Genomic DNA, 24739 nt, shown 5'->3' with positions numbered 1-24739 from the left:
GCCCCTGACGCAGCGCCCGCTCCTCGCCAGGGTTGAACCACACCCCCAGTCCGGTGCACGCCCTTCGAGACGGGCCGGGCCGGCCCTCCTCAGGAACCGAGCTTAAGGAGCCTCTGATGTCCCTCTCCCACACCCTCTCGGCGGTGCCGCTGCGTGCGGCCCGCTGGAGCGCGACCCACCCCTGGCGCGCGATCAGCGCGTGGCTGGCCTTCGTGCTGGTCGCGGTCGGTATGGCGATCGCGATCCCGACCCAGGAGACCACCGATGCCGACTACGCCGTCGGCGACTCCGGCAAGGCCTCGGCGCTGGTGCGCGACGCCGGCCTCGACGGCCTCCCGACCGAGGACGTGCTGATCACGGCGCGCGACGGCGCGATCGACCGGGGCGCCGCCACCGCTGCGGCAGCCTCGCTGGCGCAGCAGATGCGGGCGCTGCCCAAGGTCAAGAGCGTCGCCGATCCGGCGTGGAGCCCGTCCGGCAAGGCGCTGCTCGTCGACATCGAGCTGGTCCGCGGGACCGACGACGTCGACGCCCTGCAGAAGATCACCGACGCGACCGCGAAGGCGAACCCCGATCTCTCGATCCGGCAGGCCGGTGACGTCAGTATCGACGACGGCATCGGTGACCGGGTCGCCGACGACCTCGCCTCGGCCGAGGGGATCAGCCTGCCGATCACCCTGATCCTGATGCTGCTCGCGTTCGGTGCGCTGATCGCGGCCGGTATCCCGGTCCTGATCGCCGCCAGCAGCGTGGCCGCCACCATCGGCATCACGGCGCCGCTCTCGCACCTCGTGCACGCGGAGCCGACGGTGAGCAGCATGATCGTGCTGATCGGGATGGCGGTCGGTGTCGACTACTCGCTGTTCTACCTGAAGCGCGAGCGCGAGGAGCGTGCCGCCGGGCACTCCACGGTCGACGCGGTGGAGATCGCCGCCCAGACCTCGGGGCACTCGATCATCGTCTCCGGGCTCGCTGTGATCGCGGCGATGACCGGCCTGTACGTCGTCGGCGGAGCCACCTTCAACTCCCTGGCGACCGGATCGATCCTGGTGGTGGCGATCGCCGTCCTCGGCTCGATCACCGTGCTGCCGGCGCTGCTGGCCAAGCTCGGCCGCTGGGTCGACCGTCCCCGGGTTCCGCTGCTGTGGCGCCTGAACAAGCGGATGGGCCGCGGCTCGATCAGCCGGCGCATCCTCGGCCCGGTGGTCCGCCGTCCGCTGGTGGCGCTGCTGGTCGGCGGTGCTGCGGTGGTCGCGGTGGCGGTGCCGTCGTTCGGGATGAAGGTGCACGAGGGCAACCTGAAGACGCTGCCCGCCGACATCCCGCAGGTGCAGACCCTCCGGACGATGACGGCCGAGTTCCCGAGCCAGGGCGCCAAGGCCGAGGTCGTGGTGAAGGCCGATGCCGCCGACCGGGCCGCTGTCGCCAGCGCGCTGGAAGGCCTCAAGGACGACGCGGTGCGCAGCGGCGCGTTCGTCGACGAGGTCACCGACCCGCTGCAGGTCTCCCGGGACGGGACCGTCTCGGTGCTGCACCTGGTGATGCCGTACGACGAGTCGGACAGCCGTGCCGACAAGGCGATCGAGACGTTGCGCGACCTGACGCCGAAGAGCCTGAAGGAGATCGACGCGGCCGGTGCTGAGTCGTACGTCGGCGGCGGGGTGGCCGAGTCCTACGACAGCGCCGACCACCTGCGCACCTACCTGCCGATCGTGGTCGGGTTCGTGCTGCTGCTGACCTTGCTGATGATGGGCCTGGCCTTCCGCAGCGGCGTGATCGCGGTGCTGTCGGCGGTGCTCAACCTGGTCTCGGTCGGGGTCGCGTTCGGCCTGCTGACCCTGGTCTTCCAGCACGGCTGGTTCGAGGGCCTCCTGGACTTCGACTCGCCGGGGTTCGTGATCGACTGGCTCCCGATGTTCATCCTGGTGGTGCTGGTCGGGCTCTCGATGGACTACCAGGTCTTCGTGCTGAGCCGGATCCGCGAGCACGTCCGTGCCGGACTCCCGGCCCGGCTCGCGGTCGAGCGCGGGGTCACCGACACGGCGGGCGTGGTCACCAGCGCGGCTGCGGTGATGGTCTCGGTGTTCGCGATCTTCGCGACGCTGAGCATGCTGGAGATGAAGATGATGGGCGTCGGGCTGGCGGTCGCGATCCTGATCGACGCGACCCTGATCCGGCTGGTGCTGATGCCGGCCGCGCTGGTCCTGATCGGGGAGCGGGCCTGGGGCAGGCGCCGCCCGGTGATCGGGGAGCAGGTCACCGAGTCCGATCCGGCGTACCAGCTGGTCTGAGCGGGACGCCTGTCCCGGACCTCGAGCCTGTCCCGGACATCGAGCCTGTCGAGATGCCGCAAGGCTCTCGACAGGCTCGATGTCTGGCTCACACCGTTGCCGGCACCAGCGCCTCGACGGTCACCGGGACGCCGCTCAGCGCGGCGTTGCCGCTGACGTCGAGGCGCTCGGGGTCGGTGAGGTCGTTGATCGAGACGCCGGCGACGCTGGCCGCGTGCCCCATCCGGGTGCCGGCGACCTGGTGCCCGTAGCCGTGCGGGAGCGAGACCACGCCGGGCATCATGTCGTCGGCCGCGGCGACGTCGACCTCGACCGAGCCCACCCGGGAGGTGATCCGGACCAGGTCGCCGTCGTTGATGCCGCGCTCGGCGAGGTCGCCGGGGTTCATCAGCAGCTGGTGGCGGGGCTTGCCGCGGGTCAGTCGCTCCAGGTTGTGCGACCAGGAGTTGCAGTCGGACTTGTGCCGGCGCCCGATCAGCACCAGCTCGCCGTCGGCCGGCACCGGCAGCGCGGTCCGCAGCCGGTCCAGGTCGGCGACCAGGGGAGCGGGCGCCAGGTCGATCCGCTTGTCCTTGGTGTGCAGCCGGGCGGGGAGGGTCGGACGCAGCGGTCCGAGGTCGATACCCTCCGGGTGCAGCCGCAGCTGCTTCATCGACGTCTTCCGGCCGTAGGCGAGCAGCAGGGTGACCATCATCGTCGGGCTCAGTGCCATCCGGGCACGCTCGGTGACCCGCTGGAGCAGTGGCTTCTTCGCCTTGATCCGGGCGTTCGCCCGGCTGGCGATCTCCCGGAAGATCTCCCAGTCGTGCATCGCGCCCTTCTCCTTGTCGAAGACCGCGGGGGTGAACCGTGCGGTGTTGCGCACGCTGAGCATGTGGAAGACCAGGTCGTAGTGGTCGCGCTCCAGCGCGGTGGTCGGCGGCAGGATCACGTCGGCGTGCCGGGTGGTCTCGTTGAGGTAGATGTCCACGCTGGCCATGAAGTCCAGGCCGGCGAAGGACTCGGCGAGCCGGCTGCCGTCCGGGGTGGAGAGCACCGGGTTGCCGGCCAGGGTCAGCACTGCCTTGATCTGGCCCTCGCCCGGGGTGTCGATCTCCTCGCGGAAGCAGGAGACCGGCAGCTCGCCGCCGAACTCGGGCATCTTCCGGACCCGGCTCCGCCAGACGTCGAAGTGGCCGGCGCCCAGCAGCCCGTTCTTGGCGGCGTCGATCGCGGGCTCGGGGAAGAGCACCCCGCCGACCCGGTCGAGGTTGCCGGTGAGCATGTTGAGCAGGTTGATCGCCCACTGGCAGAGCGAGCCGAACCCCTGGGTCGAGAGCCCCATCCGGCCGTAGGCGGCCGCGCCGTCGGCGGCGGCGAACTCCCGGGTGATCCGGCGGATCTCCGCTGCCGGGACGCCGCTGACCTGCTCGGCGTGCTCCGGGGTGAAGTCGGCGATCGCGGCCTCCAGCGCATCGCTGTTGTCCAGGTACGCCGCGGGCCGGGTCAGCCCCTCGGCGAAGAGGGTGTTCACCATCGCCAGCAGCACCGCGGCGTCGCTGGCCGGCCGGATGAAGTGGTGCTCGGTGGCCACCTTGGCGGTCTCGGTCCGGCGCGGGTCGAAGACCACCATCGAGCCGCCGCGGGCCTTGAGCTCGCGGACCCGGTTCGGGAAGTCCGGCACCGTCATCAGCGAGCCGTTGGAGGCCATCGGGTTGGCGCCGAAGACCAGGAAGTAGCTGGTCCGGTCGAGGTCGGGGACCGGGAGCAGCAGCTGGTGGCCGAACTGGAGCATCCCGACGTACATGTGCGGGATCTGGTCGACCGAGGAGGCGGAGAACTTGTTGCGGGTCTTGAACGTCTTGATCAGCTCGAAGCCGTGCGTCATCGAGCCGAGCGAGTGCGCGTTCGGGTTGCCGACGTAGATGCCGAGGGCGTTCTTGTCGTTCTCGTTGACCGCCTTGGCGATCCCGTCGGCGACCAGGTCGAGCGCCTCGTCCCAGCCGATCTCGGTCCAGGTCGCGTCCGCCCCGGTGCCGGTACGGCGGATCGGCCGGCGCAACCGGTCGGGATCGGTGTAGATGTCGGCGAGCGCGACACCCTTCGGGCAGATGTGACCCCGGGAGAGCGGGTCGTCCTCGTTGCCCTTGATGCTGGTGACGACGCCGTCGTCGATGGTCAGCCGGAGGCCGCAGATCGCCTCGCAGAGGTTGCAGACGCCGAGCTTCGTCGTGGTGCCGACGGGGGTCAACGGGAGGGTTTGGCTCATCGTCGGATCGTCCCACGCGGATCGCGACACGCCGGTGCGTCAAACGCAGTACTGCGCAGTCCGTAGTACTGTGCGCTGCATGGATACCACCCAGCTCCTCAAGGGAGTACTCGATCTGACCGTGCTCGCGGTCGTCGAGGGCGAGGACGGCTACGGCTACGACATCGTCCGACGACTGCGCGACGGCGGCCTGTCCGATGTCGGCGACGCCTCCGTCTACGGCACCCTGCGGCGGCTCTACACCGCAGGCGCGCTGACGTCCTACGTCGTCCCGTCGGAGTCCGGGCCGCACCGGAAGTACTACGGCATCACGCCCACCGGTCGCGACCAGCTCAAGCAGCAGCGCGACGACTGGTCGGTCTTCTCCACCACCGTCTCGACCATTCTGGAAGGGGTGCCCGCATGAGCACCGTTGTCATCGCTCCCGAGCTGCAGAAGTTCCTGGAGGTCGTCCGTGCGGAGCTCTCCGACCTCGATGCCGAGGAACAGCGCGAGATCACTGACGGATTGGTTGCCGACCTGACCGACCTGATCGACGACCAGGGGATCGAGGCGCTGGGCGATCCGGTGGCATACGCCGCCGAGCTGCGGCAGGCAGCCGGTCTGGTGTCTGCGCGGAAGCAGGTCCGCGAGCGGGTTGCCGTTGGTATCAGGGTGCACGCTGTCCTGGATGCCGCCAAGGCGCGCTGCAGGCACGTTCTCGAAGGCTTGCCGGGTGATGTTGACGAGCTCCTGACGTCGCTCCAGCCGGCCTGGTGGGTGGTTCGTGCTTACATCGCCGTGCAGTCTGTGCTGCTCTCGTCTGGAGGTTGGTCGCTCAGCCCGGTGCCCGACGACTCGATCAGCGGCGCCCTGGCGTTGTTGGTCGTCGTCGCTGCCTCGGTGCAGCTCGGTCGCGGGCGGCTGTGGCCGCTCACGCGTTGGAGCGGCAGTGCCCTGTTGCGCGTGGTGGTGCTCGCGATCAACCTGATCGCGATCGGTTTGGTGCCCGCTGTCGCCGGCGGCTTCGAGAACAGGGAGTGGGACAACTATGACGCCGGGTACTCCGATGGCATGAACGAGGCGACCGGTGCCTACGCGGTCGACGACGCGGGTGGCACCCTCTTCGCCAGTGGGCTCCCGGTCGGGAACATCTACCCCTACGACGCGGCGGGCAACCCGTTGGTCGGTATCCAGCTGTTCGACCAGCACGGCAATCCCATCCAGGTGAAGGGCAAGAACGAATGCGTCTACGAGGGCCCGGAGGAGGTGTTGACCGACACGTCGCGGGTGTTCTTCCCGTGGTCCGACGGCGCAGCGCAGCGGTGGAACGTGTTCCCGCTCCCGAGCCGAATTCAGGGGGCCGATGTCGCTGAACCCGACCCGACCGCGTTCACCGGGACGAACCGCCCGGCTGTCTCCGGGTTCCCTTTCGTCGCGGTCCCGAAGGTGTCCCTGCCCGGTCTGCTGACCAGTGCGGCTACGACACCGCCGAAGGCTTTCGTCCCCGGTGCGCGTACCGAAGACGTCAACCTGGTCGAGTCCGGCTGCTGACCATTCGGGTCGCCCTTCCGGTGTGGCCCGATCGGGCTGCACCGGAAGCGGAGGTCGCCAATTTCGGCTGGGCCAGTCCCGCTGATAACCTTGGTCGTTGCCGTTTGATCGGCCGCGGATTCGAAGTGCCCGGAGGGATGTGCCCCGGCGCGCCGCGCAGCGAAATATGAAGGGAGTCCACGTGTCCATCGGTACCGACGCGGAGACCAAGAAGAAGATCATCGCCGAGTACGCCACCGTTGAGGGCGACACCGGCTCCCCGGAGGTTCAGATCGCGCTGCTCTCGCACCGCATCTCGCACCTCACCGAACACCTGAAGTCGCACAAGCACGACCACCACAGCCGTCGCGGCCTGCTGCTCCTCGTGGGCCAGCGTCGTCGGCTGCTCAACTACCTGTCGAAGACCGACATCGAGCGCTACCGCTCGATCGTGCAGCGCCTCGGCCTGCGTCGTTGACCTCTCAGCACCCCGGATGCCGCTAGCATCCGGGGTGCTGCACAACTCCACAGAAAACCACCCACAGGAGCGGCCCGCGATCGCCGGCCTCCGGTAGTGGCTTCCGGGGTACCGCCCAGAATCATCGGCGACACCCCGTGGGCCTCGATCGAAGACCGGCCCCGATGCTGGGCAGGCGCCCACACGGGCTCGCGGCACGCTCCGCGAAGAGAAAGGGAAACCCTTGAACGAGGGCCCCGTCATTTCCGCTGTTGAAACCGTTCTGGACAACGGCAAGTTCGGCACCCGCACCGTCAAGTTCGAGACCGGCCTCCTGGCCCGCCAGGCCGCCGGAGCGGTCACCGCGTACCTCGACGACGACACGATGCTGCTCTCGGCGACCACCGCCGGTAAGCAGCCGAAGGACCACTTCGACTTCTTCCCGCTGACGATCGACGTCGAGGAGCGGATGTACGCCGCGGGTCGCATCCCCGGCTCGTTCTTCCGGTCCGAGGGTCGCCCGGGCGAGGACGCGATCCTGGCCTGCCGTCTCATCGACCGCCCGCTGCGCCCGACCTTCAAGAAGGGTCTGCGCAACGAGGTCCAGGTCGTCATCACCGTGATGGCGCTCAACCCCGACGCCCCGTACGACGTCCTGGCGATCAACGCCGCGTCGGCCTCCACCCAGATCTCCGGCCTGCCGTTCACCGGCCCGGTCGGCGCCACCCGGGTCGCCCTGATCGAGGGCCAGTGGGTCGCGTTCCCGTCGTACAGCCAGACCGAGAAGGCCGTCTTCGACATGGTCGTCGCCGGTCGGGTCACCGAGACCGGTGACGTCGCGATCATGATGGTCGAGGCCGAGGCCACCGAGAACACCATCGAGCTGGTCGCCAACGGCGCCACCGCGCCGACCGAGGAGGTCGTCGCCAGCGGTCTGGAGGCCGCGAAGCCGTTCATCAAGCAGCTCTGCGAGGCGCAGGTCGAGCTGGCCAAGCAGGCCGCGAAGCCGGTCCAGGAGTTCCCGATCTTCCTCGACTACGAGGACGACGTGTACGACGCCGTGGCCGCCGCCGCGAGCGACGACACCGCCGCTGCGCTGACCATCGCCGGCAAGGCCGAGCGCGAGGACAAGCTCGACGACATCAAGGCCGGCGTGCTCGCCAGCCTGGGTGAGAAGTTCGAGGGTCGCGAGAAGGAGATCGGCGCCGCGTTCCGGTCGCTGAACAAGTCGCTGGTCCGCCAGCGGGTGCTCCGCGACAAGATCCGCATCGACGGCCGCGGCCTGACCGACATCCGGACCCTGTCCGCTGAGGTCGAGGTCCTGCCCCGGGTGCACGGCTCGGCGCTGTTCGAGCGCGGCGAGACCCAGATCCTGGGTGTCACCACGCTGGACATGCTCAAGCTGGAGCAGCAGCTCGACGGTCTCTCCCCGGAGAAGTACCGCCGGTACATGCACAAGTACATCTTCCCGCCGTTCTCCACCGGTGAGACCGGCCGCGTCGGCTCGCCGAAGCGTCGCGAGGTCGGCCACGGTGCGCTCGCCCGTCGTGCGCTCCTGCCGGTGCTCCCGACCCGCGAGGAGTTCCCGTACGCGATCCGTCAGCTCTCCGAGGCGATGGGCTCCAACGGCTCCACCTCGATGGGCTCGGTCTGCGCCTCGACTCTGTCCCTGCTGCAGGCCGGTGTGCCGCTGAAGGCCCCGGTCGCGGGTATCGCGATGGGTCTGATCTCCGACACCGTCGACGGCAAGACCGAGTACGTCGCGCTGACCGACATCCTCGGCGCCGAGGACGCGTTCGGCGACATGGACTTCAAGGTCGCCGGTACCAAGCAGTTCGTCACCGCGCTGCAGCTCGACACCAAGCTCGACGGCATCCCCGCCGACGTGCTGGCCGGTGCGCTGACCCAGGCCCGCGACGCGCGCCTGGCGATCCTCGAGGTGATGGCCGAGGCCATCGACGGACCCGAGGAGATGTCCATCCACGCTCCGCGGATCATCACGGTGAAGATCCCGGTCGACAAGATCGGCGAGGTGATCGGGCCCAAGGGCAAGGTCATCAACCAGATCCAGGACGACACCGGCGCGAACATCTCGATCGAGGACGACGGCACCATCTACATCGGTGCGACCAACGGCGAGGCGGCCGAGGCTGCTCGCCAGGCCGTCAACCAGATCGCGAACCCGACGATGCCGGAGGTCGGCGAGCGGTACCTCGGCACCGTCGTGAAGACCACCAACTTCGGTGCGTTCGTCTCGCTGATGCCGGGCAAGGACGGGCTGCTGCACATCAGCAAGCTGCGCGCCCTCGCCGGTGGCAAGCGCGTCGACAACGTCGAGGACGTCGTCTCGGTCGGCCAGAAGATCCAGGTCGAGATCGGTGAGATCGACGACCGCGGCAAGCTCTCGCTGGTCCCGTACATCGAGGACGGCGCCGCGGGTTCCGAAGGCGACGACGCTGAGGACTCCACCGAAGCGTGACGCTCGCAGCTGAACAGAAGCCCGGCACGACCCGCACCCTCATCGGGGGAGTCCAACGGACTGTCCTCCCGGGAGGGCTGCGGGTCGTGACCGAGCACGTCCCCGGTGTCCGCTCCGCGGCCATCGGGGTCTTCGTCGGGGTCGGATCGCGTGACGAGACCCCGGCGCTCAACGGCGCCTCGCACTTCCTCGAGCACCTGCTGTTCAAGGGCACCCCGACCCGGACGGCGATGGAGATCTCCTCCGCGCTGGACGCGGTCGGCGGCGAGTTCAACGCCTACACGGCCCGCGAGTACACCTGCTACCACGCCCGGGTGCTCGACCAGGACCTGCCGATGGCGGTCGACGTGCTCGGCGACATGCTGACCGCGTCGCTGATCACTCCGGAGGACGTCGAGGCCGAGCGCGAGGTCATCCTCGACGAGATCGCGATGCACGACGACGACCCCGACGACGTGGTGCACAACCTGTTCGCCGCGAAGGCCTGGGGCGGTACGTCGCTGGCCCGACCGATCGCCGGCACGGCGGAGTCGATCCGGGCGCTGACCCGGCCGCAGATCAACCGGTACTACAAGACCCGCTACACCGCTCCGGCGATGACCGTCGCGGTCGCCGGCAACATCGTGCACCGCGACGTCGTTCGGCTGGTGCGCAAGGCGTTCTCCCGCAACCACTTCCTCGCCGACCACGACGCGCGGCCGCTGCCGCCCCGGCTCGCCGAGAAGCCCCGGCCCACGAAACCTGGCGAGGAGCACACCTCCCGCCCGTTCGAGCAGGTCAACCTGGTCCTCGGCATGCGCGGGATGACCCGGTCCGACCCGCGGCGCTACGCGCTCGGGGTCCTGAACGCCGCCTTCGGCGGGGGATCGTCCTCCCGGCTCTTCCAGGAGGTGCGCGAGAAGCGCGGGCTGGCCTACTCGGTGTACTCGTTCGCGACCAGCTACTCCGACGCCGGCATGGTGGGCGTCGCGGTCGGCTCGTTGCCGAGCAAGGCCGAGGAGGTTCTCGACGTGGTCCGCAGCGAGCTGACCCGGATGGTCGAGTCCGGCCTCACCGCCGAGGAGCTCGAGCGCGGCCGCGGCCAGATGCGCGGCGGCATGGTGCTCAGCCTGGAGGACACCGGCTCGCGGATGACCCGCCTGGGCGAGGTGGAGCTGTTCCAGGAGCGGCTGCTCTCCCTGGACGAGGTGCTCGGCCGTCTCGACGAGATCACGCTGGACGACGTCCAGTCCCTGGCGAGCGACCTGTTCAAGCGTCCTGAGACGCTCGCGGTCGTCGGTCCCGCCTGAGCCCCGCTAGTTCAGCAAGCCGAGCAAGAGGCCCGCGCAAGCGATCGCCCACAGCACGCTGACGAACGACCCGATGATGAACCGTTCAGCCGCGCCCGGCTGCTTGAGCTCGGGGTAGCGCCCCAGTCCCTTCATCGCGAGGACGACGGCGAGTCCTTCCGGCCAGCCGGCGATCAGGGTGCAGAAGATCGCGGCGCGTTCCATCGCGCCGATCCAGGCACCGCCCCTGAGCACGTCGCCCGCGGACTCGATCGGCCCGCCGTGGTCGACCCGGTGCAGGACCGCCGCGGTCACCGGTCCACCGCCGAAGGCAGCGAGCACGGCGACCAGCAGGATCAGGGTGGCACGCAGGGCTTCGCCGTCCGCGCTGTACGACGGGTCGTAGAGGGTCCAGCCGCCGAGGCCGACGAGAGCACCGAGGCCCACCAGCACGCCCAGCAGATGGGCGCGGGTCTTGTCGCTGAGCAACCAACCGGGCAGGGTGCCGGCGAGTGCCAGCAGCAGTGCGGCGATCGTCACCGACGGGTCTCCTTCATGGTGACCAGGGACTGGTCGACCATCGCCTCGAGGAGCTGCCGGGCCCGGTCCGCCTCGATCACGCCGGCGGCCTGGGCGCGCTGCGAGACGGCCGACTTGCTGATGCCGAGGTGCTGCGCCGCCTCGGCGTGGGTGAGTCCTGCTGCGAACAAGTCGGCCACCTCCCAGCCCCGGACACTGCGCCGGGTCAACACTCCGGCCCAGAGCCAGAGGACGGTTTCGATCTGCTCTGCACGGTAGTCGGGAGCACCGACAACGCTGATCCGGCTCGGCTGCTGCTTGGCACGGGTGACCGCCTGGCGGGCCTGCACGAACGCCTCGCCTCGACCGGCCCGGGTGGAGGTCGGCAGCGGGCTCTCCACCGTGCCGATGCCGATGCCGATGTTCCAGGCGTCCGCGCGCAGGAGTGCCTCGACCCGGGCGATCAGCGCGGGGCCGTTGTCGAGGACGCCTTGGACCTCGTCGCCGGCCGTGCGCTCGAAGCCACGCAGCGGACGCCCGGTGCCGGGTTCGTTGAGGGTCTCCAGGACGTCGGGGACCAGGTCGGGGCCGGTCTGGGAGCCGCGCTGGTCGACGGTGAGGACGATGACCGCCATGGTTCAGCCTCCTGCCTTATCAGGCTTGAGTTAAGGAGTATACCTTACCAAACGACAATGAAGGTCTGAGCCTGTTCGGGTAGGCTGGCTCCCGTGAACGCGGAGAAAGACCTGAAGGTCGCAGTCCTGGGAGCCCGAGGCAAGGTCGGCAGGGAGATCTGCGCCGGCGTACGGGCTGCCGAGGGGATGGCCCTGGTGGCCGAGCTGGACCTCGGGGACAGCCTGGACGACCTGGTCGCGGCGGGCGCCGAGGCGATCGTGGACTTCACCCACCCGGACGCGGTGATGGCGAACCTGGCGTTCTGCATCGAGCACGGGATCGACGCGGTGGTCGGCACCACCGGCTTCGACGAGGAGCGCCTGGCGACCCTGCGCGCCCAGCTCGGGGAGAATCCGGGCAGCGGGGTCCTGATCGCCCCCAACTTCTCGATCGGCGCGATCCTGATGATGCGGTTCTCCGCCCAGGCCGCCCGCTACTTCGAGTCCGTCGAGGTGATCGAGCTGCATCACCCGGACAAGGCCGACGCCCCCTCGGGGACCGCCGGCCGGACCGCGGACCTGATCGCGGCCGCGCGCCGCGAGGCCGGCCTCGGCGCGCCTCCGGACGCCACCTCGACCGGCATCGAGGGCGCGCGCGGTGCGGACGTCGACGGCATCAAGGTGCACAGCCTCCGGATCCGCGGGCTGGTCGCGCACCAGGAGGTCGTCCTCGGCGGGTCCGGTGAGACGCTGACCATCCGGCACGACTCCCTCGACCGGGTCTCGTTCGTCCCGGGCGTCCTGCTCGGCCTCCGCCGGATCGGCGCGGCTCCCGGCCTCACGGTCGGCCTGGACGCCTTCCTCGACCTGGACTGAGGAGACGGCCCGGCAGACGGCCCGGCGCGGATCGCCCGCGCCGCGCCTGGGCTTCTCCGACCGTTGCCGACCAGCGGCGGCCGTACGTGGTCACGCCGACCGGAGGTGCACGCGCCCGGCACGCTCGGTGCCGGACGCGTTCCTCAGAGATCCAGGACCAGCTCGTCCTCGGCCCGGGAGACGCAGACCGCCAGCCGGTGCTCGCGCTGCTGATCGGTCAGGCACCGGTCCCGGTGGATCGGCGTCCCCGCCAGCACCTCGACCGGGCAGGTGCCGCAGAAGCCCTGCTGGCAGGAGTACGCAATCGCCGGGATCTCGCGGCGCAGCGCGGTGAGCACGGTCTCGTCGCCCGCCACCTCGACGGTGCGCCCGCTGCGGTGCAGCCGCACCGTGAACGGTTCGCCGCCGCGGACCGGGAGCGCCGAGAACCGTTCGTGGTGCAGGCTCCCGACCCGCTCGGAGGGCACCGCGGCCCGGATCGCGTCCACCATCGCCGGCGGACCGCAGGCGTACACCGTCGCCGCCGGAGGCGCGGCGGCGAGGATGTCCTCGGCGTTCGGCAGGCCGCACAGGTCGTCCGGCCGCAGGTAGACCCGGCCGGGGTGCTCGGTGGCGAGCCGCTCGACCTCCGCGAGGAACGGCATCGTCGTGACGCTGCGCCCGGTGTAGACGAAGGCCCAGTCGTCACCCCGGGCGACGGCCTCCCGGATCATCGGCAGGATCGGGGTGATCCCGATCCCGCCGGCCACGAACAGGTAGCCGGGCGCCTCGATGAACGGGAAGGCGTTCCGCGGCCCGCGCAGCACCACGGCGTCCCCGACGGCGAGCCCGTGCGCCTCGATCGAGCCGCCGCCTCCGCCGGGGATCCGCCGTACGGCGATCCGGTACGACGTCAGGTCGGCCGGGTCACCGGTCAGCGAGTACTGCCGCATCGCCCCGGACGGGAGCACCAGATCCAGGTGGCAGCCCGGCTCCCACGCCGGGAAGTGCTCGCGGTCGCGCGGTCGCAGCTCCAGCCCGACCACGCCGTCCGCCTCGCGCCGGACGCTGTGCACCACCGCGGGCAGGTCCCGGTCGACCGCGACCACCTCGGGACGGAAGCGTCCGGAGACGGCGGAGATCCGCTCGTACACGGCGACCAGCCGCGCGGTCGCCCGGAACGCGAGCCCGAGGGCCGGCTCGTCAGGCACCGCCACCAGCTCGGCGGGGCTCATGCCTCACCGTGCTGCTCGGCCGCCAGCGCCGCCGGCGACGTCGCCAGGTAGGCGACCGCCTGGCTGGTGGAGCCCTCGTGACTGGGGTGGTAGCCGGGTCGCAGGTAGCGCCAGGACATCGAGATCAGGTCCCAGTAGCCCGGGGTGGTGCCGCGCCGCTTGGTCCGGAACAGGTCGCGCCACCGCGGCTTGTCCTTCTTGCCGAGCCCCGGATCGGCCTTCATCAGCGCCCGGACGCCCCGGATCCACAGCCAGCCGAGGTAGCCGACCGCGACCAGGTAGGTGCGGACCCGACGGGAGTAGCGCCCGTCCAGGTGCATGTAGACGTCGTAGGCGACCGCCCGGTGCTCGACCTCCTCGGCGCCGTGCCAGCGGAGCAGGTCCAGCATCCGCGCGTCGGCGCCGGCCGCGTCGAGAGCCGGCGAGTTCAGCACCCAGTTGCCCAGGAACGCGGTCAGGTGCTCGATGCCGGCGACCAGGGCCAGCCGCTCGATCAACCACTCCTCGGCTCGGCGCCCGCTCAGACCCCGGTCGTCGAGCAGCCGCCCGAAGACGTGCTCGATCTCGTGCACGTAGGTGCTGGTGTCCAGGTCGTGGGCGCTGAAGTAGTCCTGGACGCCCTGGTGCGCGGAGGCGTGCATCCCCTCCTGGCCGATGAACCCGATCACCTCCTCGCGCAGCTGGTCGTCCTTGATCAGCGGCAGTGCCTCGGAGAACACCTTCACGAACCAGCGCTCGCCCTCGGGCAGCAGCAGGTGCATCACGTTGATCAGGTGCGAGGCGAACGGCTCGCCGGGGATCCAGCGGAGCGGCAGCCCGGACCAGTCCCAGGAGACGTCGCGTGCCTGCAGGACGACCTTGGCCGGCTCCTGGCGCTTCGGTGTCTTCATCGGGTTCTCCTCCAGGTGCTCGGGTCCAGCTGGGTGGGGTCGATCGTGGCGAAGAACCGGCTGATCGGCGGGGCGAGCCGGTGGACCAGCCGGAGCAGCTTGGTCTCGATGCTGATCGCCGCGATCGGCCGGTTCGCGGCGGCGGCGCGGACCGCGTGCCGGGCCAGCCGTTCGGGCGTGTAGCCGCGGCGCCGGTACGACCGGACGGCCTGGTCCCGCAGGGCCTGCTGGGTGCCGTCGTCCACGCCGACGTACCGGGTGGTCGCGGAGATGTCGGTGTCCACGAACCCCGGGCAGATCGCGGTGACGCCGATGCCGTCGCGGGCGAGCTCGGCGCGCAGGCAGTCGGTGAGCATCAGCACGGCGGCCTTGGTGGTGGCGTAGGCGCTCATCACCCGGTTCGGGGCGAACGCGGCGGCCGACGCGACGTTGACGATCCGGCCGCCCTCGCCGCGCTCGACCATCTGCGCGCCGAACAACCGGGACCCGTGGATGACCGACCAGAGATTGACCCCGAGGATCTTCTCCCAGTCCGCGGCGGAGGTGTCCAGGAACGCTCCCGCCATCCCGATCCCGGCGTTGTTGACCAGGACGTCCGGGACGCCGTGCTCGGCGCGGACCGCGTCCGCGAACCGGGTCCAGGCCTCCGCGTCGCTGACGTCGAGCGGGTGGAAGGTCGCGGTCACGCCGAGCACCTCGACCTCCGCGACCGCCTCCTTGCCGGCGACCTCGTTGATGTCGGCGATCACCACGTCGGCACCTTCGCGGGCGAACTCGAGCGCGGTCGCCCGGCCGATTCCCCGGGCGCCTCCGGTGATCACCACCAGCTGGCCGGCGAACGTGCCGTTCCGGCGTACCGGGCCGGTCCGGCGGGAGAGCGGTGCCGAACCGTCGGCGTACGCGGCGAACTCCTCCACGCAGCGGGCGATCACGTGCGGGCGCTGGGCGACGACCCAGTGGTTGCCCTCGACGACCCGGGTGTGCAGGGTGTCGGCGTACGGCGCCGGAGCCTCGGTCTGCAGGCGGGCGGAGACGTGCAGGTCGCGCGTCGGGGCGAGCACCTGCACGGGCACCCGGCACACGCGCGGCGCCGGGCGCAGCAGCCGGGCCAGGTTGGCCCGGTACAGCTGGACACCGTGGGCGGCGTCCAGCCGGGAGGTCACGTGCGCGGGGGCCCGGTCCGGTCGGCGGAGCCTGCTGGACGCGGCTATCACCTGGGTGATGGCCCCGGCCCGCGCCAGCAGCTCGGGCAGCCGCGGCAGCTGGAAGACGCCGAGGTAGAACGATTCGAGGATCTGCTTGGCCGACGCCACGGGATGGCGGACCGAGCCGCGGAGCCAGACCCCTGCCTGGTCCAGCGACGGGCCGGAGATGCTCGTGAAGGAGCGCAGCCGGCCGTCGAAGCGCTCGTCGCCGACGGCGTCCCAGGTCTGGATCGAGCCCCAGTCGTGTGCCAGCAGGTGCACCGCCTCGTCGGGTGCCAGCAGGTCCAGGACCACGGCGAGGTCGTCGACCAGCTGCTCGATCCGGTAGGCGGCCTTGGCCGCCGGGCGGTCGGAGGCACCAGCCCCGCGGACGTCGTAGGTGACGACCCGGAAACGGCCGGCCAGGGCGGCGACGACCCCGTCCCAGACGGTGTGGTCGTCGGGGTAGCCGTGCACCGCCACCACCGTCGGCAGACCGCGGTCCCCGGTCTCGTACGCCGCCAACCGCACCCCGTCGGTGCAGGCCACCCGGTGCGGGACCGTGGTCGGTCCGGGCTGGGCGGTCACGAGGTCGCGTCCAGCCGTGCGTTCCACCGGCGTACGTGCGGCACGTCGTCGTCGAGCCAGTACGCATCGTCCTCGGTGATCACCAGGAGCTCCTCGAACTTCACGCCGACGGGACCGTGGCCGATGTGCGGCTCGACGGCCCACAGTCCCGGCGGCGGCACGAACCGGGACATCCGGCCGTCCGCCCAGAGCGGGGAGCGGCCCTTGATCGCCTCGCCGACGAACTCGCGTCCGAGGGTCTGCAGCGTCCGGATGCCGAAGCCGAACATGGTGACGCCCTTCGGCCCGACCGCGCGCTGGCGGGTGACCTGGTGGCCGATCACCCGGCCCGGGTAGACCCGGTGCCGGTTGTCGTTGCCCTGGGATGCGATCTTGCCGTCGACCTCCAGGTAGATCGCGTCCAGGGTGTGGCCGGCCCGGATGCCGTCGAGGACCAGCGGGCGGAGCTCGGACAGGTCCCGGTCGAGCTGCTCCCAGACGGGGTCCTCGCCGAGCACGCCGCCGTACCCGATGTCGGCGGTGTAGCCGTCGATCACCGGTGCGCAGTCCAGGACGAACGGCATCCCCTCCGCCAGCCGCCGCTTGCCGGGGAAGAACTGGAACGGCACCTTGAAACCCCGGAACGCGGTCCGGTCGCCGAACCAGGCGAACGGCACGTGGAAGAGATCCTCGACGCCGGCCCGGACCAGGCGCCGGCGCAGCTCGGCCGCGGCCTGGCGTTCGGTGACGCCGGGAGCCAGCCAGGCGGCGGTCTCCTCGGCGCAGGAGTACGCGATCTGCTGGACTTGGCGGAACCGGTCGAGCTCGGCCGGGGTGTAGGACGTGAGCATCTGTCGCCTTTGCTGCGCAGGGGTGGTGTCCCGGGCGGGACCGTACATCTGTGTTGACTCGACGCGGCCGCGAAAATTACGCGGCGCGGAGAACAAAGTGGGACGCCTCAGGACCCCCCGACGCCGAAGAGCCACAGGTGCAGCAAGCCGCCGGCGAAGCCCATGATCGCGCCGTGCGCGTAGAGCAGCCACTCGTCCTCCTGGATCGCGGCGCGCATCATCTCGACGAACTGGGCCGGCGGCAACTGGGCGCAGCGCTCGGCGATCAGGGCCCGGATCCGCACCGCCTGGACCTGGCTGAACTCGGGGTCCTGGAACGGGCCGATGGTGCGGACCACCGCCTCGGTCGCCATCGATTCCTTGATCCGGTCGAACTTCTCCGCCCCGATCGCGATCCGTACGGCGGCATGGGTCGGGCCGAGGGCCAGCTCGATCGCCGGCCGCATCGCGGTGCGGACCAGCCACTGGGTGCGGTCCCCGCGCGGACCTTCCAGCAGGTGCTGGCCGATCCGCTCCAGGGTGATCACCTCGCCGGCGATCAGCTCGGCGTACACGACGGCCGCCTCGGCCTGCCGGCGCGGGAACAGGCCCTGGACGGTGAACGGGCCGACCTTCCGGGGCTCCGCCGGCGCGAAGATCAGCCACATCCCGAGCAGGTTGGTGCACCACCCGACCACGACGCCCAGGACCGGCAGCAACCACCACGCGCCGACGACGTGGTCGAGATAGGCCACCGGGATCCCGAACAGGAAGCCGAAGACGAACCCGAACCGGACCATCATCGCGAGCTCGCGGCGGCCGAAGTTCCGGAAGATCCGGACGACCAGCGACGGGTCCCGACGGAACTGGTCGATCACCATCGCCTTCGGGTCGAGCAGCTGGTCGATGTGCAGGCCGATCTGGTCGGTGACGGACCTGATGATCGCCGGCAGCATCCGGGTCACCCGGTCGATCAGCATCGACCGCGCCCGCGGCGGCATGTCCCGCCACAACCGGGGGTGCTCGGCGACCATGATCGTCTCGATCAGCGTCGGCACCTGCGGCTGGAAGGCCCGGACGATGTGGTCGGCGATCTGGTCGGGCCCGAGCTGCTGGTAGAAGTCGCTCGGGGTGCCGAGCCGGGAGATCGCCTTGTCGACGGCGATGCTGCCCATCTTCGCGGCCCGCATCGGCACGATGCCCTGCCACCCGAGGCCGCCGATCAGCATCCCGGGCACCTCCTGGAGCCGGCGCGGGAAGGCGCGGGCCAGGAGTGCGAGACCGGGGACCCTGATGCCGCGGAAGTGCGTCGGCGCGAAGAGCATGATCAGGCCCGACCAATTGATCAGCCAGCCGATGACGCCGGTGAACAGCGGGATCGTGACGGCGTGCAGCATCAGCAGTGCTGGTCGCCGAGGGCGGGTCGGACCTTGAGCGAGCGCAACGTGATCCCGTCGGCCAGCACCAGGCCGTAGGCCTGCATCTCGACCCGCTCGAGGTCGACGCCGCCCCGGGTGCGCGCGGTCTCGATCATGAAGCCGCCCGGGGTCAGCCCCTGGTCGCCGGCGGCCGCGCCGATCACGGTGGCGGGCAGGTCGACTCCCGCCCTGGTCTGCGCCGCCGAGAGGGTGACGTCGCGCAGGCCCACCGCGTCGCCGGTGTGCAGCCGGATCGAGGCCAGGCCGCCGATGATCGGAAGCTCCAGACGCGGGACCAGGCACAGGTCGTCGAACTCGGCCCCGGTCAGGTGGACCAGCGCCTGCGGCCGGACCGACCCCATGTCCAGGCCGGTGATCGCGCGATCGGTGCTCATCACCAGGGCCAGCGAGTCGGCCGCGCCGTGGCTGGAGGAGATCTCGATCGGGCGAGCTGCCGCGAGCGACACCGTCAGGTAGCCGAGCACGATCGCGGCACCGATCGCCGCGCAGGCCGCGAACGACGGCGCGGTCACCGCCAGGAACCGCCGGCGCATGGTGGCGCCACGGGTGCGGCCGGGTCGCGTCACTTCGGGTACGCCGAACCGGCGGCGGAGCACGCCGTACCGGTGCCCGGGGTCACCGCGATCTTGAGGTTCGGCAGGTTGATCGAGCCGTTGACCTGCGCGTCCCAGAGGGTGCCCTTGACGCTGGACAGCGACCCGGAGGTGGCGTCGATGCCGAAGGCGCCCTTGCCGTAGCCGCTGGTCGATGCCTCCAGCGGGTTGGCGTCGAAGACCCCGCCGGTCCGGGTGGTGGTGACATCGGTGGCGGCCAGGCCGAGCTGGTCGATCCCCTGGAGGACCAGGCCGTTGGTGGCCTGACCGGCCTGGCCGGCGCTGCGCATGCTGCTCAGGTCGAAGACGGCGTTGTTCGCGGTGATCTCGTTGGTGGCCAGGTTGCCGTCACCGGCGCTGAGGGTGATCGTGTAGGTGAACCCGGCGATCGTCTCGGTCTTGGACAGGCAGAAGCCGTTGAGCGAGACGGTGGCGAAGCCGGCCCGCAGCACCGAGCCGGTGGAGCCGTTCGACCGGAGGATCGGGACGACGCCGAGCCCGACGTCCTGGCCGACGATCGCGCTCGAGGAGAACGAGGCGCTGGCGTTCTGCACCACGATGCTGGAGGCGATCACGCTGGTCCGGACCAGGGCGACGAGGGCGACGACGACCGCCAGTCCGGCCCCGAGCAGCACCCCGGTACGACGCCAGCGGGTGCCGTACCGGGGGAGCCCGTCGGCGGCGACCGCACTCACGAGATCGCCATCGACGTGTTCGGCAGCTGCACCGACGACCCGGTGGGTACGCCGCCGCCGGTCTTGTAGGTGACCAGGTACTTCACGTGCAGCTCCATCCCGTAGCCGTTGTACGAGCTGCCGTTGAGCAGCCAGGAGAGGGAGGAGAAGGTGCCGACGGTGAGCTTGCACGGGTTGCCGCTGATCGTCAGCACCAGGCAGCCGAGACCGAGCATGTTGTCGTTGACCCGCACCCAGCTGTCCTCGGTGACCCAGAGGTCGGTGGTCACCCCGGGCCCGCCGAGGGTGACGCCGGCGTCGGGGGAGAGGTTCAGGGTGTAGCCGTTGCCGTTGGTGGTCGCCAGGGTGACGCCGCTGACCGGGACCGCCGCCCCGCTGGTGTTCTGGCCGATCACGAACGAGTCGAAGGAGATGTGCACCAGGTCGGTCATCACGGTGCCGTTGGCGTCGACCAGGTTGTTGGTGTCGACCGAGCGGATCTTGTTGATCGCGTAGCGGACGTTGCTGGTGTTGTCCGGGATGGTGACCTGCAGGTCCACCCCGGAGAGGCAGGGCCGGATCGTGCCGCCGCCGGAGGAGAGCGTCAGCGGTCTGCGGTTCACGTCGTTGGGTCCGCAGACGTAGGGCCCGTCCGGGAGTGCCGCCGCGGACTCGTCGCCGACCCGGCCGGGCAGCGGCCAGCTGGTCAGACCGAGCACCAGGGCCAGGGCCGCGCCGGTCGCGAGCACCCGCTGCCGCCACCGGCTGCTGAGCACCGGGCGGCTCACGAGCCCGCCGCCCGTCGCCCGCGACGGGGCCGGCGCGGCTGCTTCTCGCCCCAGCCCCAGACCATCGACCCGCCGAGGATCGCGAGCACGGAGCCGAGCAGGAAGCCGCCGAGGTTGGCGCCGACGAACGCCCCCAGGCCGAGCAGGAACCCCAGGATCCCGAAGAGCGCCCGGTAGAGCGGGGTGAACCAGGCGGCGACCCCCAGCAGGACGAGTCCGCCACCGATCACGTAGCCGGCCGAACGTCCCCAGCCGCCGCCGACGACCAGGGCGATCGGGTTCTGCGTCCAGTAGACGATCTCGATCCCGGCCAGGGCGAGCCAGAGCCCGCCCCAGAACGGCCGGGTACGCCGGAACGCCCGGAGCTCGCGTCGGAACCGGCTCGCTCCCCGCCGGGTGGCGGCGGCCGCGGCCCCGAGCCGTACCCGTGCTCGCTGCAGGCTGGTTGCTTGATGGAGGCGCACGGCCTCGACGATCTCCTCGGTAGTGCTGGTCACGCTGCTCACCCTTCCCCCGGGTCCTGTCGGCATCTCGTCGGCTCCGGTCGCCTCAGGGGCAGTTGGCCTTCGTCAAGGTGCCGGGCTTCACGGTGATGGACAGGTTCGGCAGGTTGATGCTGCCTTCGAGAGCCACCCCGTAGGTGTTCGCGTTCAGGTTCAGCAGGTCCAGCTGCACCGCCTGGAGGCCGAACGCTCCCGGCGTACCGGTCTGGCCGGCGGGGAGCGGCGTGCCGCCCATCGTGACCGTGCTGGCGGACTGGCCCAGGGTCAGGCCGCTGATGTTCTTCCCGGCGCCGGTCAAGGTGTCGGCGGCCAGGAAGAGGTAGGACGCGTTGATCTTGTTCGCGGCGGTCGAGGTGACGGTGCCGTCCACCTTCTCGCCGGCGCTGATCAGCAGCGAGACGTCGCCGATCACCGGCAGCGTCTGCTTGGCGATCAGGCACATCCCGTTGAGCTCGGCCGTCTTGAAGCCGATCTGGGCGACCCCGACGCTGCCGTTGTTCTTCTGCTGGGCGTTGATGAAGCCGGCCGCGTTCGCGCCGATCACCTCGTCGGAGTAGATCGAGTAGGCGGAGTCGCCGGTGGTGAAGTTGACCGCGAGCACGTTGGCCGAGACCAGGCCGAAGAGGGCGCCGAGAGCGCCCAGACCGGTGGCCGCCATCAGGGCGGTCCGCTTCCGGGTGCCGTTCCGGCTGCTGTCCGAGGTCGTCACCATGGCGTCGACGTGGGCGCGCCAGGACGAGCGGGACCGGCCGGCCAGGTCGCGGAGCCGCTGCCGGAGCCGGGCTCCGCGGCGGGTCGGGGATGCGTCAAGGTGCTGCATGGGGGTTCCTCCCGTTGCGTCGGTTCTGCCGGCGTTCGTCGCGTTGGCGGGCGCGCTCGGCGAAGCGCTCGAGCTGGGCCTCGGTGTAGGGCGTCCAGGCGAAGACCAGGCCGCTGCCGACGATCCCGAAGAACATCCCGACCAGCCAACCGCCGAGGTTGGCCAGCGGCAGCGAGGCGACCGAGGAGCCGGCGGCCATGATCGCGGGGAAGTGCCGCTGGGCCGGGGCGACCATCGCGATCGCGGCGGCCAGGATCATCGCCCCGCCGAGGAGGTAGACGACCATGCCGCCGGCGCCGAGCTGCACGATCATCTTGAACGAGCCGCCGACGACGGGCTTGAGGACGAACCAGCCGCCGAGCGCCAGCGTGAGGCAGCCCCAGAACGGACGGGTACGACGGAACCGGGTGAAGGCGCGGCGGTAGCGCCGGAGGACGCCCGGCTCGGCCGGCGGGTCGGTGAGGACGCCGGCCTGGTCGTCGGGTGCGGGTGCGGCGTCCACGTCGTGGTGCGCCGGAGGTGTGCTGCGAAGCATGTCGGTCCCTCCCAGGTCGACAGTCGGTCAGGTGCTGCCGGCGTGGCCGGCGGACGGTTGCGGTCCGCCGGCCACGGTCCAGCTGTGTCTCAGCAGCCCGCCATCGCGGAGCCGAGCTGCGGCGCGATCGACATGTTCGACACCGTCAGGCCGGACAGCGACAGCGCGTAGGCGTCGGCGTCGAGGCCGTCGAGCTGCACCGAACCGGCAGCGCCGGCCGACTGCAGACCGAAGCCACCGGCACGACCGCCGGCGACCCCGCTCTGGTGCGCCAGCGTGCTCTGCGCGACACCGATGTCGGTGGCCGGCAGCGTCGCGGTCGCGGCGTTGACCGCATCGGCGCTCAGGTCGGTGGTGGCACCCAGCGGCACGTCACCGGTGGCGGTGAGCGTGAGACCGAGCGTGCCCAGCGGACCCGGCAGCGGCTGGTCGGCGCACAGCTTCAGGTCCTTGATGGTGCCGTTCTTCAGGGTGACCAGCGCCGACTTCTTGTCGGTCGAGTTGGTCCCGTCGTCCTGGCTGGCCGCCACCGTCGCCCCGCGGAGCGAGAGCTCGAGGCCGTCGGCGGTCGCGTTGGCCGCCTTGACCTTGAACGGATCGGTCGCCGAGAGCTGTGCCGAGACCATCCCCTGCACGATCGCGAAGCCGAGGCCGAGGGTGATCGCCGTCGCCGGCATCGTCACCGCGGCGAACCGGCCGAGCCGCGTACGGCCCATTCCACTTTCCTTCATCAGTAATCCCTCCAAGTGATGCGCCCGGCAGTCGCCGGACGACATGGCTCGGCCCCCGTGAGCCCCCGGGAAGCGGTCCCCCCGGAAGCCGTGAAATGAATCGCCGGGTCTCCCTAACCCGGTGTCCGCACCCCGAAAGGTGAGGACAAGGGACGTCGCTGAACGGAAAGTTAGCACCGGATTTCCGAGGGCGTCCAGAACTATTTGCCTTGAATTTCCGCGTAATATTTCATCCCTTTTTCGCTCTCGCTAGGTGAGGCTCAGGGTGCGCCTCGGGCCCGGGGGAGGGCCGTCGTGTCAGGGGAAGGGGACGTGTGATGAAGGGTGCTCGACGCGCCGAGAGATCCAGGAGCTGGAGGGTCGTCGGGTGGCTGGCGATCGTGCTGGTGCTGGTGATCGTGCTGGTCCCGGTGGGGGCGCTGACCTTCTCGGTCAAGGTCAGCGGCAGGAGCATGAGTCCGACGCTCGAGGAGGGCGACCGGTTGCTGATGGACGTCGTGCACCGGCACGAGATCCGGCGCTTCGACCTGGTCGAGGCATCCTTCGGCCAGGGCTCCTTCCGGGTCGTCAAGCGGGTGATCGGGGTGCCCGGCGACCGGGTCCGGATCGAGATCCTCGACGGCAGCGTCCCGCGGGTCACGCTGCGGCCGGCGGGGTCGAGCCGGACCTACGTGGTCCGCAACCAGGCCTGGGTCGACCAGGTCGGCAGCGCGATCACGCCCTGCTGCGACGAGCGCGGTCGGGAGGGCCTGCAGGCACGGTGGACGACGATCCCGAAGGCGTCGTACTGGCTGCTCGGCGACAACTGGGGCGGGTCCGAGGACTCGCGGAAGTTCGGCTTCGTCGCGGCTGCGGACATCGGCGCCCGGTTGAACATCCGGCTGACGCCGTTCGGTCGCGCGGGGTCCGTCCCGCAGTCGGTGCGGCTCGCTCCGGCGGACTGATTCCCTTGCAGGGCAGGGGATCCGGTGGTGTCCGGGCTACCGGGCGCCGATCAGCTCGCACGGCGCCGACGTGCCCGGGCACTGCGCCGCCTCCTGGACCCAGCGGCGTACCTGGGCCGAGCGGTCGTGCTCGCCGGCGGGCACGTAGTACACCGCGAGGGTGCCGGCCCAGTAGGTGATCCGGGCCTTCTCGGCGTCCTTGGCGGTGAAGATCCGAGGGTTGTCGACCAGCCAGCGCTGGGTCATTGGAGGCTGCTGGAACCAGACCACGTAGAGGATGCCGTTGCGTCGTACGGAGTCCGCGTCGAGCGCGTTGGTGGCGACGCCCTGGGCGTCGGGGCTCGCCAGGTCGGGCAGGCCCACGACCCGGGCGAGCGCGTGCCGCGCGGTCGCGTCGGACCGCAGCGGGGTGCCGCCGTAGATCGGGTGCCGGTCTTGGTGCAGGGCGACGTTCCACCGGCCCCCGGTGTCGGCGTCCAGCCGCTGGAGCAGCGCGGCAGGGTCGGCACCGATCGGCCGGTTCCGGTCGACGATGTCCACGTACCCCAGGGGGTCGTTGCCGAAGCTGATCTCGGAGACCCGCTGGTAGGCGAACGTGACGACGACGCCGATCACGATCCCGATCAGCAGGGTGACCGCGGCCCGGGTGTTCTCGTTCTTCATCGGCGGCATTCCTTGAGCGTCATGGGCCGGAACCCTACCTGCTTGATTCCGGCTTGCGAAGAGCATTCCGAGCAGTATTCTTCGTACACGAGTGAGCAAT

General features: G+C 70.6%; 24 protein-coding genes. 8 read left to right on the top strand and 16 right to left on the bottom strand.

Features of this window, described 5'->3' with window-relative positions; translation table 11 throughout:
* Positions 1-116 precede the first annotated feature (116 nt).
* On the top strand, positions 117-2291 hold the full coding sequence (locus EFK50_RS03700; protein ID WP_123226191.1) for an MMPL family transporter: 2175 nt from the start codon (positions 117-119) through the stop codon (positions 2289-2291).
* Between the two features lie 88 nt (positions 2292-2379).
* Here the strand turns inward: EFK50_RS03700 and EFK50_RS03695 are convergent, their stop codons facing one another.
* A complete protein-coding gene (locus tag EFK50_RS03695; protein ID WP_123226190.1) occupies positions 2380-4539 on the bottom strand; it encodes a molybdopterin-dependent oxidoreductase in 2160 nt (719 codons plus the stop codon).
* Positions 4540-4618: 79 nt separating this feature from the next.
* Between EFK50_RS03695 and EFK50_RS03690 the strand changes: the two genes are divergently transcribed.
* From EFK50_RS03690 to EFK50_RS03670, 5 genes are all read left to right on the top strand, one after another.
* Positions 4619-4945: a PadR family transcriptional regulator gene (locus EFK50_RS03690; RefSeq protein ID WP_123226189.1), complete on the top strand. Its 327-nt coding sequence runs from the start codon at positions 4619-4621 to the stop codon at positions 4943-4945.
* Between the two features lie 101 nt (positions 4946-5046).
* The gene (locus EFK50_RS03685; protein ID WP_148046043.1) at positions 5047-6072 is read left to right on the top strand and encodes a hypothetical protein; all 1026 of its coding nucleotides are present in this window, start codon (positions 5047-5049) and stop codon (positions 6070-6072) included.
* Between the two features lie 181 nt (positions 6073-6253).
* On the top strand, positions 6254-6529 hold the full coding sequence (gene rpsO / locus EFK50_RS03680) for a 30S ribosomal protein S15 (RefSeq protein WP_183407677.1): 276 nt from the start codon (positions 6254-6256) through the stop codon (positions 6527-6529).
* 223 nt (positions 6530-6752) lie between these two features.
* Positions 6753-8987 carry a polyribonucleotide nucleotidyltransferase gene (locus EFK50_RS03675; protein ID WP_123226186.1) on the top strand — a complete coding sequence of 745 codons (2235 nt, stop codon included), beginning with the start codon at positions 6753-6755 and terminating at the stop codon, positions 8985-8987.
* 86 nt (positions 8988-9073) lie between these two features.
* Positions 9074-10276 (top strand): M16 family metallopeptidase, encoded by a 1203-nt coding sequence (locus tag EFK50_RS03670; RefSeq protein ID WP_246004020.1) that lies wholly within the window; start codon positions 9074-9076, stop codon positions 10274-10276.
* 6 nt (positions 10277-10282) lie between these two features.
* Here EFK50_RS03670 and EFK50_RS03665 read toward each other — a convergent pair whose 3' ends face one another.
* Together EFK50_RS03665 and EFK50_RS03660 are read right to left on the bottom strand one after the other, a co-directional pair.
* Positions 10283-10795: a hypothetical protein gene (locus tag EFK50_RS03665; protein ID WP_123226184.1), complete on the bottom strand. Its 513-nt coding sequence runs from the start codon at positions 10793-10795 to the stop codon at positions 10283-10285.
* Positions 10792-11409 carry a transposase gene (locus EFK50_RS03660; protein WP_123226183.1) on the bottom strand — a complete coding sequence of 206 codons (618 nt, stop codon included), beginning with the start codon at positions 11407-11409 and terminating at the stop codon, positions 10792-10794. The genes EFK50_RS03665 and EFK50_RS03660 overlap by 4 nt, the downstream gene beginning before the upstream one ends.
* Before the next feature lie 93 nt (positions 11410-11502).
* On the opposite strand from EFK50_RS03660, the gene dapB reads away from it, so the two are divergent.
* A complete protein-coding gene (gene dapB / locus EFK50_RS03655; RefSeq protein WP_246004019.1) occupies positions 11503-12264 on the top strand; it encodes a 4-hydroxy-tetrahydrodipicolinate reductase in 762 nt (253 codons plus the stop codon).
* A gap of 143 nt (positions 12265-12407) precedes the next feature.
* Here dapB and EFK50_RS03650 read toward each other — a convergent pair whose 3' ends face one another.
* The 12 genes from EFK50_RS03650 to EFK50_RS03595 form a co-directional block, all read right to left on the bottom strand.
* Complete coding sequence (locus tag EFK50_RS03650) at positions 12408-13478, bottom strand: PDR/VanB family oxidoreductase (protein WP_123226182.1); 1071 nt, start codon at positions 13476-13478, stop codon at positions 12408-12410.
* Positions 13475-14368 carry a metal-dependent hydrolase gene (locus EFK50_RS03645; RefSeq protein WP_123226181.1) on the bottom strand — a complete coding sequence of 298 codons (894 nt, stop codon included), beginning with the start codon at positions 14366-14368 and terminating at the stop codon, positions 13475-13477. The genes EFK50_RS03650 and EFK50_RS03645 overlap by 4 nt, the downstream gene beginning before the upstream one ends.
* Entirely contained in the window at positions 14365-16140 is a 1776-nt protein-coding gene (locus EFK50_RS03640) for an SDR family oxidoreductase (protein WP_221177256.1), read from the bottom strand. The genes EFK50_RS03645 and EFK50_RS03640 overlap by 4 nt, the downstream gene beginning before the upstream one ends.
* Complete coding sequence (locus tag EFK50_RS03635) at positions 16137-16970, bottom strand: M24 family metallopeptidase (RefSeq protein WP_123226180.1); 834 nt, start codon at positions 16968-16970, stop codon at positions 16137-16139. Before EFK50_RS03635 ends, EFK50_RS03640 begins: the two co-directional genes overlap by 4 nt.
* Before the next feature lie 107 nt (positions 16971-17077).
* Positions 17078-18346, bottom strand: coding sequence for a DUF445 domain-containing protein (locus EFK50_RS03630; RefSeq protein ID WP_221177255.1), 1269 nt, complete (start codon positions 18344-18346; stop codon positions 17078-17080).
* Positions 18346-18954, bottom strand: a complete 609-nt coding sequence (locus tag EFK50_RS03625) for a DUF6230 family protein (protein WP_148046042.1) — start codon at positions 18952-18954, stop codon at positions 18346-18348. Before EFK50_RS03625 ends, EFK50_RS03630 begins: the two co-directional genes overlap by 1 nt.
* Positions 18951-19676 (bottom strand): DUF6230 family protein, encoded by a 726-nt coding sequence (locus EFK50_RS03620; RefSeq protein ID WP_123226178.1) that lies wholly within the window; start codon positions 19674-19676, stop codon positions 18951-18953. Before EFK50_RS03620 ends, EFK50_RS03625 begins: the two co-directional genes overlap by 4 nt.
* Entirely contained in the window at positions 19673-20443 is a 771-nt protein-coding gene (locus EFK50_RS03615; RefSeq protein WP_148046041.1) for a hypothetical protein, read from the bottom strand. Before EFK50_RS03615 ends, EFK50_RS03620 begins: the two co-directional genes overlap by 4 nt.
* Positions 20440-20940: a DUF6114 domain-containing protein gene (locus EFK50_RS03610; protein ID WP_246004018.1), complete on the bottom strand. Its 501-nt coding sequence runs from the start codon at positions 20938-20940 to the stop codon at positions 20440-20442. Before EFK50_RS03610 ends, EFK50_RS03615 begins: the two co-directional genes overlap by 4 nt.
* 52 nt (positions 20941-20992) lie before the next feature.
* Positions 20993-21766 carry a DUF6230 family protein gene (locus tag EFK50_RS03605; protein ID WP_123226176.1) on the bottom strand — a complete coding sequence of 258 codons (774 nt, stop codon included), beginning with the start codon at positions 21764-21766 and terminating at the stop codon, positions 20993-20995.
* On the bottom strand, positions 21753-22301 hold the full coding sequence (locus EFK50_RS03600) for a DUF6114 domain-containing protein (RefSeq protein ID WP_148046040.1): 549 nt from the start codon (positions 22299-22301) through the stop codon (positions 21753-21755). The genes EFK50_RS03605 and EFK50_RS03600 overlap by 14 nt, the downstream gene beginning before the upstream one ends.
* An 89-nt stretch (positions 22302-22390) precedes the next feature.
* A complete protein-coding gene (locus tag EFK50_RS03595; protein WP_148046039.1) occupies positions 22391-23032 on the bottom strand; it encodes a DUF6230 family protein in 642 nt (213 codons plus the stop codon).
* Between the two features lie 317 nt (positions 23033-23349).
* On the opposite strand from EFK50_RS03595, the gene lepB reads away from it, so the two are divergent.
* Positions 23350-23976 (top strand): signal peptidase I, encoded by a 627-nt coding sequence (gene lepB, locus EFK50_RS03590; protein ID WP_123226173.1) that lies wholly within the window; start codon positions 23350-23352, stop codon positions 23974-23976.
* 36 nt (positions 23977-24012) lie between these two features.
* Here the strand turns inward: lepB and EFK50_RS03585 are convergent, their stop codons facing one another.
* Positions 24013-24639, bottom strand: coding sequence for a hypothetical protein (locus tag EFK50_RS03585; RefSeq protein ID WP_148046038.1), 627 nt, complete (start codon positions 24637-24639; stop codon positions 24013-24015).
* Positions 24640-24739 lie beyond the last annotated feature (100 nt).

Source organism: Nocardioides marmoriginsengisoli (assembly GCF_003725695.1).
GTDB lineage: Bacteria > Actinomycetota > Actinomycetes > Propionibacteriales > Nocardioidaceae > Marmoricola > Marmoricola marmoriginsengisoli.
Note: the sequence above shows the minus strand (reverse complement) of the source record. Positions and strands in the feature narration are given on the sequence as shown.